The following is an 18,129-nucleotide window of genomic DNA, read 5'->3' on the forward strand; positions in this document are numbered from 1 at the left end:
GGAGGGAGAGCTGACCGCGTTTTTTACCCCCTCCCCCACGCTTGCGTGGGGGAGGGTCGGGGTGGGGGCAATGCGGATGTGATGGCGCTAATGCCCGGCCGTGGCCTTTTCCGGCAGGTCGAGGCCGCTTGCTTGCAGGAGCCCGCCTAGATCGGCCTTGAGCCGCTCCAGGCCTTTGGCGGTCTTCGCCTCCAGGCGGGCCGTCAGCGCCGCCTGGGTGTTGGAGGCGCGCAACAGCCACCAGCCATCCTCGGTCTGCACCCTGACCCCGTCGATGGTATTGACCCGGCGCCCGGGCTCGGCGGCTAGCCGCGCCCTGATCTCCTCGACGACGGCGAATTTGCGCTCATCCGGGCAGTCGAAGCGCAGCTCCGGGGTGTTCACCATCTGAGGCAGGCGATCGCGCAAGGCCGAAAGCGGCTCCCTACGGTTGGCGAGCATCTGAATGAGCCTGACGGCGGCGAACAGCGCGTCGTCGAAGCCGTACCACCCATCGGCAAAGAAGATGTGGCCGCTCATCTCGCCCGCCAGCGGCGCGCCGAGCTCGGCCATCTTCGCCTTGATCAGCGAGTGGCCGCTCTTCCACATGACCGGCTTGCCGCCGAGCTCGGCGATGCGGTCGAACAGCACCTGGCTCGCCTTCACGTCGGCGATGATGGTGGCGCCGGGATGGCGGGCGAGCACGTCCTCGGCCAGGATGGCGATGAGCTGATCGCCCCAGACGATGCCGCCCTTTTCGTCGACGACGCCGATCCGGTCGCCATCGCCATCGAAGCCGATGCCGAGATCGGCCTTGCGGACCCTAACCTCATTGATCAGCTGCTCCAGATTCTCGGCCACCGTCGGATCGGGGTGGTGATTGGGAAAGGTGCCGTCAACCTCGACATTGAGGAGGAAGTGCCGGGCGCGAAGCCGCATGCAGATCTCGTTCGTGGGCGGACCGGCGGCACCATTGCCGCTGTCCCAGACGATGACGAGGTCGCGGTCCTCGGGCGCCTCATAGTCGCGCATGACCCGGTCGCCATAGTCGTTGTGGATCTTGCGCCGCTCGACCGCACCCTCGCCCTGGGCGAAGCGGCCGGATTCCGAGAGCCGGCCCAGCTCCTGAATGTCGGCGCCGAAGAACGCCTTCTTGCCCAACATCATCTTGAAGCCGTTGTGGCTGGGCGGGTTATGCGAGCCGGTCACCATGATCCCGCCATCGGCCGGCAGCTCGAAGACCGCGTAATAGAGCATCGGGGTGGAGACGATGCCGAGGTCGACCACGTCGACGCCGGCGGCATTGAGGCCGCCGATCAGCGCTTGGGCGAGCTCGGGCGAGGTGAGCCTGCCGTCGCGCCCGACCGCCGCCTTGCGTCCGCCCGCTTCGCGAATGCGCGTGCCGAAGGCCCGCCCCAACGCCGCGGCATCGGCCTGGGACAGCGTTTCGCCGACCACGCCCCTGATGTCGTATTCGCGAAGGACGGTTGGGTGAAAGCGGTGGCTCACTGCGCCGCCTCGGCCGCGTGCCTGGGGGAGCGCCAGGGGCGCCCGACGGAGCTGTACTCGAAACCGGCCGCGGCCATCTCCTCGGGATTGTAGACGTTGCGCAAGTCGACCATGACCGGGCGCCGCATCAGCTGCTTCACCCGGGCGAGGTCGAGCTGGCGAAACTCGTTCCACTCCGTCACCAGCACCAGCGTGTCGGCCGCTTCCATGGTCTCGTAGGCGTTCTGGCACCAGGTGACGCCGGTTAACAGCTTCTTCGCCTCCTCCATGCCTTGCGGATCGAAGACGCGCACGGCGGCACCTTCGGCGATCAAGGACGGAATGATGTCGAGGCTGGGACTGTCGCGCATGTCATCGGTGTTGGGCTTGAAGGTGAGGCCGAGGATGGCGACGGTCTTGCCCCTGGCCGAGCCGCCGAGCGCGCGCTTCACCCGTCCGGCCATGCTCTTCTTGCGCTTGTCGTTGATGTCGATCACGGTCTCGACGATACGCAAGGGCGAGGCGGCCGCCTGCGCGGTCTTCACCAGGGCCAGCGTGTCCTTGGGGAAGCAGGAGCCGCCATAGCCCGGGCCGGGATGCAGGAACTTGCGGCCGATGCGGCCGTCGAGGCCGATGCCGCGGGCGACGTCGTGCACGTCGGCGCCGAGCTTCTCGCAGAGATCGGCGATCTCGTTGATGAAGGTGATCTTGGTCGCAAGGAAGGTGTTGGCCGCGTATTTGATCAGCTCGGAGGTCTCGAGCGAGGTGAACAGGATCGGCGTCTCGATGAGATAGAGCGGCCGATAGATGCCGCCCATGAGCTCGCGGGCGCGCTCGCTCGTGGTGCCGATGACCACCCGGTCGGGCCGGCGGAAGTCCTCGATCGCCGAGCCTTCGCGCAGGAACTCCGGGTTGGAGACGACGTCGAAATCCGCCTCCGGCCGGACCCGCCGGATGATGCGCTCGACCTCGCGGCCGGTGCCGACCGGGACCGTCGACTTGGTAACCACCACCGTGTAGCCGCTGAGCGCCCGGCCGATCTCCTCGGCCGCGCCATAGACATAGCTCAGATCCGCGTGCCCGTCGCCGCGGCGCGACGGCGTGCCGACGGCGATGAAGACCGCATCGGCCTCGGCCACCGCCTGGGCAAGCGCGGTCGTGAAGGAGAGGCGTCCGGCCTTGACGTTGCCCTCGACCAGCGCCCCCAGCCCCGGCTCGTAGATCGGCATTTCGCCGCGCTTCAGGCGCTCGATCTTGCTCGTATCCTTGTCGACGCAGGTCACGCTCACGCCGAACTCGGAAAAGCAGGCGCCGGACACCAGGCCGACATAGCCCGTGCCGATCATGGCGATGCGCATGGCTTGCTCCGTGTCTTAATTCGTCTGAGGTGCCGGTCAGCGGTAGCGCGCGAGGATGTCGCGCACCCGGTCGACCATGTCGGGTCGCTTCAAGGCAAAGGCAATATTCGCATCGAGAAAGCCGACCCGCGTCCCGCAATCGAAGCGGCGCCCCTCGAAGGCGACGCCATGGAACGGACCATTGCCGATCATCCGCGCCAAGGCATCGGTCAGCTGGATCTCGTCGCCCGAGCCGCGGTGGCCCCTGGCCAAATGCCCGAAGACCGCCGGCTGCAGGATATAGCGGCCGACCACCGCCAAGGTCGACGGTGCCACCTCGGGCTCCGGCTTCTCCACCAGGCCCAAGACCTCGACCAGCGCGCCCTCGGTCTTCCCCGGCCTGACCACGCCGTAGCTCTTGGTCTGCGCCCGGTCGACCTGCATCACCGCCACCAGATTGCCGCCGGTGTCCCGGTAATGCTCCATCATCTGCTGCAGGCAGGGCCGGTCGGACAGGATGAGGTCGTCGGCCAGCAGCACAGCCACCGGCTCGTCGGCAACCAGGTTGCGGGCGCACCAGACGGCGTGGCCGAGCCCGAGCGGCTCCTGCTGGCGCGTATAGGCGACCTGGCCCGGCTCCGGCAGGCTATCCATGAGCTCCTGGTATTCCGCGGTCTTGCCCCGCTGGCGCAAGGTCTCGGCCAGCTCGTAGCTGTGATCGAAGTGATCCTCGATGGCGCTCTTGCCGCGCCCGGTGACGAAGACGAACTCCTCGATGCCGGCGGCCCGCGCCTCCTCGACCGCGTATTGGATCAAGGGCTTGTCGACGACGGGCAGCATCTCCTTGGGCATCGCCTTGGTCGCCGGCAAGAACCGGGTGCCAAGACCGCCGACCGGGAAGATAGCCTTGCGCACCCGCGTATTCGCCCGGGCCTTTGCCATAGATTTCCTTGTTTTCGGGACGGCGCTATGTGCCACAGGCGGCCTGGCACCGCAAGGCGCGGCTGGAAGCGGGCTCAGCCGCCAAGGAGCACGTCCTTGGCCTGGTTGATCTGGGCGGCGAGGTAAGTCGAGCCGCCGCGGTCGGGATGATTGGCCAGCATGAGCCGGCGATGCGCCTCGCGGACCTCCTCGGCCGCGGCACCGGGCTCCAGCCCGAGCACGCGAAAAGCCTCGGCCCGGCCCATCGGCCCGGAAGGCGGGCGGGGCTCGGAGCGATCGCCCGCCTTCTCCTCCCGGTCGCGCCAGGCGCTGCCATGGAGGCGGTCGAGATAGGTCTCCAGCACCTGCGCCGAGGCCGGATCGTCCCTGCGAACCTCCTCGAGGAGGGCCAACAGCTCGGGAAGCGCCAGGCTCTCGAGCGCCCTGCCGGCATACGGCCCGGCCAGCACCTGCCCGGTCACCGAGCCGGTGTCATGGTCGAGCACGACCTGGAGATAGGTGGTCTCCAGCGCCGAGCTTTGTCCGGCGCTGGGGCCGGCGGCGTTCCGCGCCATGGTCCAGAGCGAGCGCCAGCGCGCCGCGAGGGGATAGAGGAGCGCTCCTAAGCTCGCGACCAGGCCGAGGCCGCCGCGGAACAGCAGGAACAGCCCGACCGCCAGCGCCAGCGTGATCGCCACGATCTTGACGGTGCCGGCGAGCCGCTTGGGATCGGCATGGACGAACCAGTGGACGAGCAGGACGACACCGACGAGGAGGACCACGCCGAAGAGGAGGTAGACGGGCATGGCGGGAGGTCAGGGTTCGAGGCGACGCGTCAGCAGGAGCGCGCCGCCGCCGACTTTCCGACCGTAGTCGCCCAAGGCCTTGCGGCCGCCGGCCGCATAGACGGCAACCGCGCTCAACAGCTCGCGCAGCTGGCGCGCGCTGCCGGCATCGAAGGGGCAGTAGGCCCCACGGGATAGTTTGGCGATCTCTTCAAAGGCGCGGCGCGCCTTCGGCTCGCCCCCCTCGTGGAAGATGAAGACGGGCACGCCCAGGAGACCGAGCTCGCCGGCGAGGTGGCCGAGCTGGTCCACATCCTCCTCGAGGTGGTCGCCGACGAAGACGAGAGCGTTCACCCGGGCGCGCTTGGTCTCGGCCAGCACATGGGTCAGCACCTTGCCGATCTGCGTGCGTCCGGCAAGGCAGCGGACACCGGTCATCTGGCGCAAGAGACCGTCCGCCTCGCGGAACCAAGGGCTCGCGTTGAATTCACCGAAGCCTTGGTAGTGGACGAGCTGGATCTCGAGCCCGCCCAGCCCATGGGCCTCGCGGAACATCTCCGCCTGGATATGGCTCGCCTGGTCCCAGGTCGCCTCGCGGCTGGCGGTGGCATCGAGCGCGAAGACGAGCCGGCCCCGCCCCTCGCCGCGAACGGCCGGAGGGTGCAGGCGCATCTTGGCAAGGAAGGTGTCGACCGCGGTCGGGCCGCTCACCTTCGCCGGCGGCAACTTGTCGCTGGGCCCGGGCATTGCCCATTATGTCGGCGAAACCCGCCCGAGTTCCAGATGCTGCTTTGCCTTGGCGGAGGCGGCGGGAACTCGGCTCGTCATCCGCTTACGCGGCATGCAACGCCTTCTGCACCGCCTTCGGCGCGCGATCGATGACGATTAGGTAGGCCCGCGTCGGCCCTTCCGGTTGACGCTTGCCTTGTTCCCAATGACGCAGCGTGTTGACGCTGAACCCGAATCGGCCGGCAAACTCCTCTTGAGTCATGCCAAGCTTCATTCGGATCGCCCGGACATTGATCAGCGCCGGCACGTGGACGCGGTATTCGCTTTCCTTCGCCTCGCCGCGCGCATAAGCAACGGCCTCTCCAAGGCCGCGCCGAATGCCGTCAGCCACCTTGCTCATTGCTTCATCCTTCCATAGCTCGCGGCCAATAACTTGGTCAGTTGGCGGAAGTCGTTCCGGTCCTTCTGGCTCAGGTCGGCCTGCTCATTTTTCGCGTAGGCCGTGAGCGCAAATAGCGGAATTCCGCCGCCGCCGTAGAAATAGACCACCCGCGCGCCGCCGCGCTTGCCGCGCCCCTCCAGCCCCCATCGCAACTTCCGCACTCCGCCGGTCCCCTGGATGAGGTCTCCGGCCGTCGGATTGTGCGCCAGGTAATCCACCAGCAGCGCCCGTTCCACTTGGGTCATGAGCTTGCGCGTTGCCGACAGAAACTCCGGCGTTTCGACAATAGTGATCGGCGCGACCCCAGACATGACCGAATGTAGTCCAATGGATCAGTCGCTACAAGGTCGGATCGGGTGGCGCATGCCCAGTCGGGGACCACTTGTCCGGGCCAAAGAAGGTTGGATTTTATTGCACGTGATCGGCAAGCCTATGCGGGACCGCTGCAGGTGAGCTTGCAGGCTCGCAGCCGCGCACGCACTGCCGCCAAGAGCGCCCCGGGTCTCAGCCGACCTCGGCCTCCGCCCCCTCGGAAAGCCGCGCCGGCAGCCTGAGGCCCGCCACCAGATTGCGCACTTCCTGGCGCGCGGCCAGGTGGGAGAGCTTGAGCGAGCCGAATCGCGGCCCCTGCAGATCGAGCAGCGTCAGGCCCTTCAGGAACAGCTCGCGGAAGATCACCCGCTCGCCGAAGCCGTCGAGCAGCCGGAAGCCGATGCGCTTGGCGAGCTTTTCCAGGATATCGACCATGTCGCGCTTGTTGCGGGCATCGAGATGGCTCAAGCGATTGCGCATGACGATCCAGTCGATCGAGCCGCGATCGCGCAAGGCCCGCTGCTTGCGGCAATCCCAGACCATCTCCGCATAGGTGCCCGGCCGCTGGATGGCCAGGCTCTCGCCGTCGACATTGGCCAGCATGTCGAGGTCGAGGAAGCTGTCGTTGAGCGGCGTGATCAGGGTGTCGGCATGAGCATGGCCGAGCCGGCCGAGGAAGTTGTCGCTGCCCGGGCAGTCGATCACCACGAAATCATGCTCGCGCATGAGCCGGCCGAGCGCCGCCTCGAAGCGCGTGCGCTCATCCAGCGAGGCCTTGGCGAGATCGGAGGAATCGCCCCGTGCGATGGCGAGATGGGTCGGCAGCGGCAGCCCGCCCTCCTGCTGGGCGGCGCGGGCGGAGCGGTTGGCCAGATAGCGGGTCAAGGTGCCTTGGCGCGCATCGAGGTCGAGGCTGCCGACGCCGTGACCCTGGCGCAGCAGCGCCACGATCAGATGCATCGCGGTCGTCGATTTGCCCGACCCGCCCTTCTCGTTGCCGATGACGATGACGTGGGCCCGGCCCGTCATCCGAGCGCCCCCCTCTGAAGCCGAACCCGCACAAGGCAAAGCATAAGCGTCATCATACTATGCTGTCCGCAGCCAAACTGCCGTGTCGTGGAACACCGCACCCCCGTCCGGCAGGCCGGCATCGGCGCTGATGAGCGCATTGATCCCCAGCTTCTCCTCGAACGCATCGTCGGGCCAAATGCTTTCGACAACGACCACGCCTGGCTGCAGCCCGTCGAATACCCGGACATGCACCACGACCGAGGCCTGGTCGTTGCCGAGGCGGACCTTGCCGCCCTCCTTAAGACCGATCCGGCGGCAATCTTCGGGATGGACGAGAGCGGTCGGCCTGCCCTCGCGCTTGCGCGAGCCGGGGGTCTCGGTGAAGCTCGTATTGAGGAACTGCCTGGCGGGCGCCGTCACCAGCCGGAACGGCCGCTCGGCGGTCGCCTTGTCGATGTTGTCGAGATGGTCGGGCAGCGGCGGCATCGCCTTGAACTCAGCACCGATCGCCGCCCAATCCGGCGCGAAATGGAACTTCTTGTCCGGCGTCGGGAAGCCGTCGAGGAAATGCGCGGTCTCGAACGGCAAGGCGCGGTCGATCCAGCGCTGCTCCTTGACCGTCTCGGCATCGGGATAGCCCGACTGGCGCAGGGTCCAGTCGATGATCTCCCAAGCGCTCATGGCAAAGCCCGGATGCTCGGCGCCGAGGCGGCGGGCCAGGCCCTGCAGCACCTCGTGGTTCGAGCGCGCCTCGGCATAGGGCTCGATCACCTTGGGTGCCACCATTGCATGGGTGTGGCCGCCGCCCTGATAGAGATCGTCATGCTCGAGGAAGGTGGTGGCCGGCAGCACCAGATCGGCGAGCTTGGCGGTCTCGGTCATGAACTGCTCGTGCACCACCACGAACAGATCCTCGCGCCTGAACCCGGCCTTCACCTTGAGCGATTCCGGCGCCACGGTGGCCGGATTGGTGTTCTGGATCAGCATGGCCTTGACCGGCGGACCGCCGGCGAGCGCCTCCGGCTCGCCCGCCAAGACCGGGCCGATGCGGCTCATGTCGAGCTCGCGCACGCCGGGATCGAGGCGGTCGAGCCCCTCGATCATGGTCTTGTTCCAGCCATAGAGGGCGGAATTGGAGTAGAGCGCGCCCCCGCCCGGGTAGGCCCAGGCGCCGGTCACGGCAGGAAGACAGGAGGCGGCGTGCACCTGTGCCGCCCCGTTGCGCGAGCGCGAGAAGCCGTAGCCGATGCGCAGAAAGCTGCGTTTGGTGGCGCCGTACAAACGGGCGAACGCCAGGATCTCGGCCACCGCGAGCCCGGTGATGGATGACGCCCATTCCGGGGTGCGCTCCGCCAGATGCGCCTCCAGCGCCGGCGAGGCGTCGGTGTACCGGGCGAGATAGGCCTTATCGGCGAAGCCTTCCTTGTAGAGGACATGCATGACCGCGGCGGCCAAAGCGCCGTCGGTCCCCGGCCTCGGCTTCAGATGCATGTCCGCCACCGCCGCCGTCGCGGTGCGGTAGGGGTCGACGACGACAAACTTCGCCTGGCGCTCGCGGCGCGCCCGGGTCACATGGGTCATCACATTGACCTGGGTCGCGACCGGGTTGCCGCCCCACATGACGATAAGATCGCTCTCCGCCATCTCGCGCGGATCGAGCCCGCGCTTGGCGCCGTAGCCGGCAACCCAGCCGGAATCGCAGAGCGTGTTGCAGATCGTCGTCTTCTGCCGGGAGTAGCCCATGACGTGGCGGAGCCGGTTGATGCCGTCGCGCATCACCAGGCCCATGGTGCCGGCATAGTAATAGGGCCATACGGATTCCGCCCCGTGCCGGCGCGCCGCCTCGGCGAAGCGCTCGGCGGCAAGGTCGAGGGCATCCTCCCAGCCGATCTCCCGCCAGGATCCCTCGCCTTTGGCGCCTTGGCGCAGCAACGGCTTGGCCAGCCGGTCGGGATGGTGCACGCGCTCGGCATAGCGGGCCGTCTTGGCGCAGATCACCCCGGCGGTGTAGCTGTTGGCCGCGGCGCCGTGTACACGTCCGATTGTATGAGTGTCGATTCGCTCTACTTCAAGTAGGCAAGTGCTCGGGCAATCATGCGGACAGACCGAGGGAACGATATCGAGAGGCATGGGACCGGCCAGGCGCGAAGCTTAACCTTCAAGCTAGACGATGCCGCCCGCCCACGCAATCAGCGGAGGCCAATCCCGCAAGGGTCATTGAGCTGGCGACCCCATTGACGGGCGCTGTCCCAGCCCCGGTCGCTCCGAGGGGGGAGCGGGGCCAGCCTTGACCCCGCGCGTTGCGCCACACCACACTCGGGCCCGCGATGGTGGAACGCGTGGATTGTGTGGTGGTCGGTGCGGGGGTGGTCGGTCTTGCCGTCGCCCGTGCCATGGCGCTTGCCGGCCGCGAGGTGATCGTGCTGGAGGCCGCGGACGGCATCGGCACCGAGACCTCCAGCCGCAATTCCGAAGTGATCCATGCCGGCATCTACTACCCGACCGGCAGCTTGAAAGCGCGCTTCTGCATTGCCGGCCGCAAGGCCCTCTACGCCTATTGCGCCGAGCGCGGCATTGCCCATCGGCGGGCGACCAAGCTCATCGTCGCCACCGAAGCGGCGGAGCGCGCCGGCATCGAGACGCTGCGCGCCCAGGCCGCCGCCAATGGCTGCGAGGATTTGCGTTGGCTCAGCGCCTCCGAGGCGAAGGCGCTGGAGCCCGAGCTCGCCTGCATCGGCGCCGTGCTCTCGCCCTCGACCGGCCTCATCGACAGCCATGCCTTCATGCTGGCGCTCCAGGGCGATGCCGAAGACCGCGGCGCCATGATCGCCTTCAAGAGCCCGCTCGAAGGCGGACGCTGCCAGGAGGACGGGATCCTGATCGAGGTCGGCGGCGCCGAGAAGATGCGCCTCCAATGCCGCACCCTCATCAACTCCGCCGGCCTTGGCGCCCAGGACGTGGCGCGGCGGCTCCGCAGGCTGCCCACCCAATCGGTGCCGCCCGCCTTCTATGCCAAGGGCAACTACTTCGTGCTCTCCGGCTCGAAGCCGCCCTTCTCGCGGCTGATCTACCCGGCACCCGTGCAGGCCGGTCTCGGCATCCATGTCACCATCGATCTTGCCGGGCAGATCCGCTTCGGCCCGGACGTGGAGTGGATCGACCGGCTCGACTATGACGTCGACCCTGCCCGCGCCGATGCCTTCTATGCCGCGATACGCCGCTATTGGCCGGGCCTTCCCGACGGCACGCTCAAGCCGGGCTATTCCGGCATCCGCCCGAAGCTGCAGCAGCGGGGAGAGCCGGCGCAGGATTTCCTGGTGCAGGGCCCGGCCGAGCACGGCGTTCCCGGGCTTGCCAATCTCTACGGCATCGAGTCGCCCGGCCTGACCGCCGCCCTGGCGATCGCCGATCACGTCGTCGAGATCTTGGGCCAGCCGAAGCCGGCGCTGACGAGGGCCGCGTGAGCTATCGCCTGAGCGGCCTCTTGGCCCGGGTGGCGGCACCGCCGATCCCGGAAGCCCGACGCTGGCTTGCACCCGATCGCCACGGTCCCGACCGGCCGCTCATCGATCTCAGCCAAGCGGTGCCGGGATATCCCCCACCCAAGGAGCTGACCCGGCATCTGGCCCTGCGCCTGGATGATCCCCAGACCCAGCGCTACACCGATATCGAAGGCTTGCCGGCGCTGCGCCTGGCGCTGGCACGCCACATGAGCCAATGCTACGGGGCCCGGGTCGCAGCACAGCAGGTCTGCATTACGGCGGGCTGCAACCAGGCCTTTTGCCTGGCGCTGATGGCGCTGGCCGAGCCCGGCGAGAACGTGCTGCTGCCGGTGCCCTATTACTTCAATCACCAGATGTGGCTCGACATGCTGGGCATCGGCACGGTCCACCTGCCGTTCCGCCCGGAGCATGGCGGGGTGCCCGATGCGGCCGAGGCGGCGCGGCGGATCACGCCCAAGACCCGCGCCATCGTGCTGGTCTCGCCCAACAACCCGACGGGTGCGGTCTATCCCCCGGACGCGCTGGCCGCCTTCTACAGCCTGGCCAAGCAGCGCAACTTGGCACTGGTGATCGACGAGACCTACAAGGACTTCCTGCCCGGCGACGATAAGCCGCACCGGCTGTTTGAGGATCCGAAATGGTCCGACACGCTGGTGCAGCTCTACAGCTTCTCCAAGGTCTATTGCCTGACCGGCTACCGGGTGGGCTCGGTCATCGCCGGCGGTCGGCTCCTGGCCGAGATCGCCAAGGCGATGGACTGTGTCGCCATCTGCGCGCCCCATATCGGCCAGGAAGCGGCCCTCTACGGTCTGGGTCGGCTGGAGGCGTGGCGGCGCGCCAATACCGGCCTCATGCGCGAACGCGCCCAAGCGCTCGCGCAGAGCTTCGAGGGCGCCAACCATGGCTATCGCCTGGTCTCGCTGGGGGCATATTTCGCCTATCTTCAGCACCCGTTCGAGGGCACGCCGGCGATCGATGTGGCCAAGCGCCTGGCGGGCGAGCAGAACCTGCTCTCGCTTCCCGGCAGCATGTTCGGGCCGGAGCAGGAGCGCTATCTGCGCTTCGCCTTCGCCAATGTGCCGGCGGAAGCCATGGGCCACGTGCGAAAGCGCCTGGAGGCGAGCCTCTGAGGACAATGCCAACACCGGCTCGGCTCGGTTATGCTTGATCCATGGCAAGTCGCCTCAAGCCTGAACCCCTGAATCTCGACCGCCTGTTCCACCCGGCGGTGGCCGCGTGGTTCGAGGCGCGCTTCCCGGCGCCAACGCTGGCGCAGGAAGCGGCATGGCCGGAGATCGAGGCCGGCCGCCATGCCCTCATCGCCGCCCCCACCGGGTCCGGCAAGACCCTTGCCGCTTTTCTCGCCGCCATCGACGGCTTGGTGAAGCAGGGACTGGCGGGCGGCCTCAGGGACGCAACCGAGATCGTCTACGTCTCGCCGTTGAAGGCGCTGTCGAACGACGTCGAGCGCAATTTGGAAGCGCCGCTGGCCGGCATTCGCGAGAACCTGCGAGCCCGGGGCTTGCCCGATGTCGAGATCCGCACCTGGGTGCGCACCGGCGACACGCCGGCCGCCGAGCGCACACGGATGCTGAAGCGGCCGCCTCATATCCTCGTCACCACACCGGAGTCGCTCTACATCCTGCTCGGCTCCAAGTCCGGCCGCGCCATGCTGGCGACGGCGCGGACCGTCATCGTCGACGAGATCCACGCAATCGCACCGAACAAGCGCGGCCAGCATTTGGCCTTGTCGCTGGAACGCCTGCAGGCGCTGGCCGGCGGGCGGCTGCAGCGCATCGGCCTGTCGGCGACGCAGAAGCCGATCGAAGCGATCGCCCGCTTCCTCTTGGGCGCGGGTCCCGAGAGCGCTCAATGCCGGATCATCGACACCGGCCATCGCCGCGCCCGTGACCTCGCGATCGAGGTTCCAGGATCGCCCCTGGAAGCGGTCATGTCCGCCGAGGTCTGGGAGCAGATCTACGAGCAATTGGCCCGGCTTATCGAGGCGCACCGCACCACGCTCATCTTCGTCAACACCAGGCGCATGGCCGAGCGGGTAACGCGGCAGCTCTCCGAGCGCTTGGGCGAAGAGCACGTGACCGCCCATCACGGCAGCCTCGCCAAGGAGCAGCGGCTCGACGCCGAGCAGCGGCTGAAGGCGGGCAAACTCAAGGCTCTCGTCGCCACCGCCTCCCTCGAGCTCGGCATCGACATCGGCGAGGTGGATCTCGTCTGCCAGCTGGGCTCGCCCCGATCGATCGCCAGCTTCCTGCAGCGCGTCGGCCGCTCGGGCCATGCCGTCGACGGCACGCCCAAGGGCAGGCTGTTCCCGCTGTCGCGCGACGAGCTGGTGGAATCGGCCGCCCTCATCGACGCCGTCAGGCGAGGCGAGCTCGACCGTCTCGCCATCCCGGAATTGGCCCTCGACGTGCTGGCCCAGCAGATCGCCGCCGAGGTGGCGACCAGGGAATGGAGCGAGGACGGGCTCTTCGCCCTGGTCCGCCGTGCCTGGCCGTACCGTTCCTTGACCCGCGACGACTTCGACGCCGTGGTGGCGATGCTGGCCCAAGGCTTCGCCACCAGACGCGGTCGGCGCGGCGCCTTGATCCATCACGATGCGGTCAACCACATGCTGCGCGGCCGGCGCGGCACGCAGCTGACGGCACTCACCTCGGGCGGCACCATTCCCGACACCGCCGACTATCAGGTCCTGCTCGAGCCGGAGAACCACGTCATCGGCAGCGTGCATGAGGATTTCGCGGTCGAGAGCATGGCCGGCGACATCTTCCAGCTCGGCAACAACTCCTACCGCATCCTCCGCGTCGAGCGCGGCACGGTGCGCGTCGCCGATGCCCGGGGCATGCCGCCGACGATTCCGTTCTGGCTGGGCGAGGCGCCGGGCCGCAGCGACGAGCTGTCCGAGGCGGTGTCGCGCTTGCGGAGAGAAATCGAAGTGCGCCTGCAAGACGACGCCTCCGGCGCCAGCGCCGAGGAATGGCTCACCCTCGGCGTCGGCATCGCCAAGCCGGCGGCCGAGCAGCTCGTCGCCTATCTGGCCTCGGCCCGGGCGGCACTCGGCTGCCTGCCGACGCTGGAGACCGTGGTGTTCGAGCGCTTCTTCGACGAGGCCGGCGGCATGCAGCTGGTGGTGCATTCGCCCTATGGCAGCCGCGTCAATCGCGCCTGGGGCCTGGCCTTGCGCAAGCGCATGTGCCGCCGGTTCAACTTCGAGCTGCAAGCGGCCGCGACCGAGGACAACATCGTGCTCTCGCTCGGGCCCGCGCATGCTTGCGAGCTCGAGGAGGTGCCGCGCTATCTGCATTCCAACAGCATCGAGCCCTTGTTGACCCAGGCCTTGCTCGATGCGCCGATGTTTCCCACGCGCTGGCGCTGGGTCGCCGGCGTGGCCTTGGCGCTGCCGCGCTTCCGCGGCGGCAAGAAGGTGCCCCCGCAGATCGCGCGGATGGAGGCCGAAGACCTCGTCGGCACGATCTTCCCCGACCAGCTCGCTTGTGCGGAGAATCTCGTGGGCGAACGCGAGATCCCGAACCACCCCTTGGTGCGCCAGGCGATCGCCGACTGCCTCGGGGATGCCATGGATCTGGAGGGCCTGAGGCGGCTGCTGCTGGGGTTCGAGTCCGGCAGGATTCAAGCGGTCACCCGCGATCTGACCGAGCCCTCACCGCTCGCCGCCGAAGTCCTGTCGGCCAGGCCCTATGCCTTTCTCGATGACGCGCCTCTGGAGGAGCGCCGGACCCAGGCGGTGATGAGCCGCCGCTGGCTGGATCCGGAATCCGCCGCGGATATCGGCCGACTCGACCCGGAGGCGATCCAGCGCGTGCGCGAGGAAGCCTGGCCCGATGCGAGCACTGCCGACGAGCTGCATGACGCGATGGTCTGGCTGGGCTTCCTCACCGAAACGGAAGCCCAGCGCGGGACCGGCTGGCATGGATACCTCGCCGCGCTCGAGGGCCAAGGGCGGGTGACGCGGATCCGAACGCCGAAGGTTCAGCTCTGGATCACCGCCGAGCGCCTACCGCAATTCCAGGCGCTGTTTCCCACCGGCCGGCTGGAACCGCCGATCGCCGCACCCGATGCCTATCGCGACCGCAACTGGTCGGAAGATGTGGCGCTGATCGAGATCCTGCGCGGCCGGCTCGAGGGAGAAGGGCCAACGACCCAAGCCGGGCTCGCAGCCGCCCTTGGGCTGGAACCTGAGGAGATCGCTCCAGCGCTCGCCCAGATCCAGGCCGAAGGCTTCGCCCTCAAAGGGCGCTTCACCCAGGATGCGAATGGCGAGGAATGGTGCGAGCGCCGTCTCCTGGCCCGCATTCACGGCTACACGGTGAAGCGCTTGCGCGCCGAGATCGAGCCGGTGGCCGCCCGGGACTTCCTGCGCTTCCTCTTCGGTTGGCAACGGGTGGCGCCGGATCAGCGCATGGCCGGAGCGGATACGATCGAGGCGATCCTGGGCCAGCTCGAAGGCTTCGAAGCGCCGGCAGGCGCCTGGGAGACCGAGATCCTGCCGGCGCGCATCGCCGGCTACGAGCCGGCCTGGCTCGACGATCAGTGCTTGGCCGGGCGCATCGCCTGGGCCCGGCTCCGGCCGCGCAACCCGCGCGCCAATTTGGGCCAGCGCGCCGCCGGTCCGGTGCGCTCGACGCCGATCACCTTCCTGGCGCGCCGCCGGGCGCCGCTCTGGGCCTCCCTCAGCGCCAGCCTCGACGCGGTTCCCGGAATCCGCGCAACTAAGATCCTCGACTGCATCAAACAGCGGGGTGCCTCCTTCTTCGATGAGCTGGTCGAGGCGAGCGGTCTCCTGCGCCCCGAGGTCGAGGAGGCGTTGGCGGAGCTGGTGGCGCTCGGTCTCGTCAGCTCCGACAGCTTCGCCGGCTTGCGGGCGCTGCTGGTGCCCTCGGACAAGCGACGCTCGCACGCCCATGGCGGGCGTCGCCGTGGCAGCGTGCTGTTCGCCATGGAAGATGCCGGACGCTGGGCGCAGGCACGCCGGCCGCCGGCAAGCGAGCCGGAAAAGCCGATCGACGCCGAGGCGGTCGAGCATTTGGCGCGCACGCTGCTGCGCCGCTACGGCGTGGTGTTCTGGCGCCTCCTCGAACGCGAGGCGGACTGGCTGCCGCCCTGGCGGGACCTGCTCCGGGTCTACCGCCGGCTGGAAGCCCGCGGCGAGATCCGCGGCGGCCGGTTCGTCGCCGGCTTTTCCGGCGAGCAATATGCCTTGCCGGAAGCCATCGGCATGCTGCGCGAGGTCCGGCGCAAACCGGATTCCGGCACCCTCATCTCGCTTTCCGGCGCCGATCCCTTGAACTTCGTCGGCATTCTCACGCCGGGTCCGAAGCTGGCGGCGCTGACCGGCCACCGTCTCGCCTATCTGGATGGCATCCCGGTGGCGCTTTTCGCCGGCGGCGCGGTCGAGTTCCTGGAGACCCTCGATGCCGCTGGCCAGTGGCAGGTGCGGAAGGCGCTGCTGCGCGGCGCCGTGCCGGCGTCCCTCGTCGACCTTTCCTGACGGTGCGCATCGGAGCCGCGGCGCCGCCAAGTGACAGGCGTGAGGCGACCGTCCCGACAAGCCGAAAAAACTAAGGACGGTTAACGATAAATTTATCTCGAACCTCTACCTTTCCTCGCGTCGGACCTGGTGTAGATGAGAGATTCGCTTGGATATTCGAACCCTTAGCATCCTTTCCGTCGCCATTATTCTTGGTTTTGGGCTAGCCCTGGGAACGTTCTGGCGCGCCGATCCGCGGCGTGTTGGAGCCGGGTTGTTCGCCGCTGCCTTCGTCAGCTTCGCCGGCGGCCTCTTTCTCTTGGGGTTGCGCGGCGTGGTGCCGGACATGGTCACCGTCGTCGCCGCCAATGGCGCGGTGGGCATCGGCTTTCTCGGCCTGTGGCGAGGTACGCGGGCCTTGTCGGGTGCGCCGGCGCAGCCGCAGATCGAAGCCGGCCTGCTCGTGGTGCTAATGGCGGCCTTCGTGCATTTCACCTACCAGCAGCCGGACGTTCGCTGGCGCATTGTGGTCCTCTCGCTCTTCATTGTCGCGACGAGCACGCTGTCGGTGCGCGACTCTATCCGCTTCGCGCGCGCCTCGGTCGGCAGGTCCGGCGGCGTGCTGGTCGCCGTGTTCGCGGGTATTGCGGCGTATTCATTCCTGCGCGCAACGGCCACGGCTTTTCAGGACGAGATTCCGGATTTCTTGTCCGCTGGCAATTTCCAAGCGGCGGCTTTTCTCGTGCTGATCTTCGGCTGCGCCGCCCTCGCCTTCGCGATGGTGTGGGCGACCCTCGCCCAGATGGCGGAAGACCTGTCGCTGGCCAATAGGGAGCTGTCGCGATCGAACGCGCAGCTCGAATGCTTCGCCCGCGTGGTGTCGCACGATCTCCGCGATCCGCTGTCGACGGCGCGCGGCTATGTCGATCTGCTGCTGGTCCGGCACGGCGATGCCTTGCCGGAGAAACCGCGCGACTACGTGCAGGCGGTCGGCGCCGCGATGGATCGCTGCATGTCGCTGGTCGAGGACATCCTCCTCCTGTCCCGGCTGCAGTCCGACACCCAGCCGCAGGTCCGCGTGAGCATGGCGGACGCGTGCGCCGAGGCGATCTCCAATCTGAATGCCGCGATCGAGCGGGACGGCGCCACCGTGCACCTAGACCGCCTGCCTGACATCCTTGGCGCCCGAGGCGAGATGGTCCGCCTGTTTCAAAATCTGATCGGCAACTCGATTCGTTATCGCCATCCTGATCGTACGCCGGAGATCCGGGTCGAAGCGCTTCGCGATGGCGATAGCTGGCGCTTCGCCGTCATCGACAACGGAAAGGGCATCGACCTGCGCCGCAACCGACGGTTCTTGCCGCCGTTTGAGCGCGACGAAACACCTCACCCGGATAGCACCGGACTCGGGCTGTCGATCTGCCGTCAGATCGTGCAGAACAACGGCGGTCGATTGTGGATGGACAGCGCTCCCGGCGCCGGCACGGTCGTGCACTTCGCTCTCTCCGCTGACCTCGGATCGCCGATCGCGGCGGAGCGCGAGGGGACCGCCAATCTAAGCGTGCCGTGCACCATGCAGACAGGCGTTGTCCACTCCGAGGCCACGGCGCAGCTGCTCTAGCCCGCAGCGTCTCAGCTCTTGGCCAGATACTTGTCGACCAGAACGCCCAGCTCCTGGATCACTTCCAAGGCGATCCCTCGGGGGCTGCCCTTCACATTCTCGCGCACCATGGCCTTCAGTGAGTCGATCTGCACGCGGATCACCTTCAGCCGGCGGGGGCTGTGCTGGCCGGGCTTCTCGGTCACCCGGCAGAGGAGGTCCGCCACCCGCGAGACCGCGGGATAGCCGAAGCTGGCGCCTTCGCCCTTGAGATTGTGGGCGAGCTCGTAGATGCGCTTCTCGGCCTCAAGGAGGCCCGGATTGTCGATCAGCTCCTTCAAAGAGATGTTGATCCGATCCAAGGACTCCTGGGCGATGCTCTTGTAGTCGACGCGGTTCTGATGCTGCTTGACCGCCGCCTCGGCCGATTTGAGGGCGCGCGCGCCGGCACCGGGAACGCCCTTCCCGGTCTTGTCGCCGAGCTGCCGCGGCGGTTTGACGAATTCAGCCATGTAT

The 18,129-nt window shown here is 67.8% G+C and carries 14 protein-coding genes; 4 read left to right on the forward strand and 10 right to left on the reverse strand.

The window, feature by feature from the left end; genetic code table 11:
* Window positions 1-87: 87 nt before the first annotated feature.
* The 9 genes from HY058_11990 to HY058_12030 form a co-directional block, all read right to left on the reverse strand.
* Window positions 88-1,488, reverse strand: a complete 1,401-nt coding sequence (locus HY058_11990) for a phosphomannomutase/phosphoglucomutase (GenBank protein MBI3498016.1) — start codon at window positions 1,486-1,488, stop codon at window positions 88-90.
* Complete coding sequence (locus tag HY058_11995; protein ID MBI3498017.1) at window positions 1,485-2,825, reverse strand: UDP-glucose/GDP-mannose dehydrogenase family protein; 1,341 nt, start codon at window positions 2,823-2,825, stop codon at window positions 1,485-1,487. The genes HY058_11990 and HY058_11995 overlap by 4 nt, the downstream gene beginning before the upstream one ends.
* A gap of 36 nt (window positions 2,826-2,861) precedes the next feature.
* Window positions 2,862-3,746 (reverse strand): UTP--glucose-1-phosphate uridylyltransferase GalU, encoded by an 885-nt coding sequence (gene galU / locus HY058_12000; GenBank protein MBI3498018.1) that lies wholly within the window; start codon window positions 3,744-3,746, stop codon window positions 2,862-2,864.
* A 74-nt stretch (window positions 3,747-3,820) separates the two neighbouring features.
* On the reverse strand, window positions 3,821-4,531 hold the full coding sequence (locus tag HY058_12005) for a molecular chaperone DnaJ (GenBank protein ID MBI3498019.1): 711 nt from the start codon (window positions 4,529-4,531) through the stop codon (window positions 3,821-3,823).
* Between the two features lie 9 nt (window positions 4,532-4,540).
* Window positions 4,541-5,182, reverse strand: coding sequence for a VWA domain-containing protein (locus tag HY058_12010; protein MBI3498020.1), 642 nt, complete (start codon window positions 5,180-5,182; stop codon window positions 4,541-4,543).
* Window positions 5,183-5,342: 160 nt separating this feature from the next.
* On the reverse strand, window positions 5,343-5,639 hold the full coding sequence (locus HY058_12015) for a helix-turn-helix domain-containing protein (protein ID MBI3498021.1): 297 nt from the start codon (window positions 5,637-5,639) through the stop codon (window positions 5,343-5,345).
* Complete coding sequence (locus HY058_12020) at window positions 5,636-5,926, reverse strand: type II toxin-antitoxin system RelE/ParE family toxin (protein ID MBI3498022.1); 291 nt, start codon at window positions 5,924-5,926, stop codon at window positions 5,636-5,638. The genes HY058_12015 and HY058_12020 overlap by 4 nt, the downstream gene beginning before the upstream one ends.
* Window positions 5,927-6,185: 259 nt before the next feature.
* Window positions 6,186-7,022: an AAA family ATPase gene (locus HY058_12025; protein ID MBI3498023.1), complete on the reverse strand. Its 837-nt coding sequence runs from the start codon at window positions 7,020-7,022 to the stop codon at window positions 6,186-6,188.
* A 57-nt stretch (window positions 7,023-7,079) separates the two neighbouring features.
* The gene (locus HY058_12030) at window positions 7,080-9,134 is read right to left on the reverse strand and encodes a molybdopterin oxidoreductase family protein (protein ID MBI3498024.1); all 2,055 of its coding nucleotides are present in this window, start codon (window positions 9,132-9,134) and stop codon (window positions 7,080-7,082) included.
* A gap of 197 nt (window positions 9,135-9,331) precedes the next feature.
* Here HY058_12030 and HY058_12035 point away from each other — a divergent pair, with 197 nt between their 5' ends.
* The 4 genes from HY058_12035 to HY058_12050 all read left to right on the forward strand — a co-directional run bounded on the left by HY058_12035 (window position 9,332) and on the right by HY058_12050 (window position 17,634).
* Entirely contained in the window at window positions 9,332-10,468 is a 1,137-nt protein-coding gene (locus HY058_12035) for an NAD(P)/FAD-dependent oxidoreductase (GenBank protein MBI3498025.1), read from the forward strand.
* The gene (locus HY058_12040; GenBank protein MBI3498026.1) at window positions 10,465-11,637 is read left to right on the forward strand and encodes an aminotransferase; all 1,173 of its coding nucleotides are present in this window, start codon (window positions 10,465-10,467) and stop codon (window positions 11,635-11,637) included. Before HY058_12035 ends, HY058_12040 begins: the two co-directional genes overlap by 4 nt.
* Before the next feature lie 41 nt (window positions 11,638-11,678).
* Window positions 11,679-16,034 (forward strand): DEAD/DEAH box helicase, encoded by a 4,356-nt coding sequence (locus tag HY058_12045; protein MBI3498027.1) that lies wholly within the window; start codon window positions 11,679-11,681, stop codon window positions 16,032-16,034.
* A gap of 148 nt (window positions 16,035-16,182) precedes the next feature.
* A complete protein-coding gene (locus tag HY058_12050) occupies window positions 16,183-17,634 on the forward strand; it encodes a hypothetical protein (GenBank protein ID MBI3498028.1) in 1,452 nt (483 codons plus the stop codon).
* An 11-nt stretch (window positions 17,635-17,645) separates the two neighbouring features.
* On the opposite strand, the gene HY058_12055 is transcribed toward HY058_12050, so the two are convergent.
* Window positions 17,646-18,125 (reverse strand): Hpt domain-containing protein, encoded by a 480-nt coding sequence (locus HY058_12055; protein ID MBI3498029.1) that lies wholly within the window; start codon window positions 18,123-18,125, stop codon window positions 17,646-17,648.
* Window positions 18,126-18,129 lie beyond the last annotated feature (4 nt).

This window comes from Pseudomonadota bacterium, assembly GCA_016195085.1.
Taxonomy (GTDB): Bacteria; Pseudomonadota; Alphaproteobacteria; order SHVZ01; family SHVZ01; genus JACQAG01.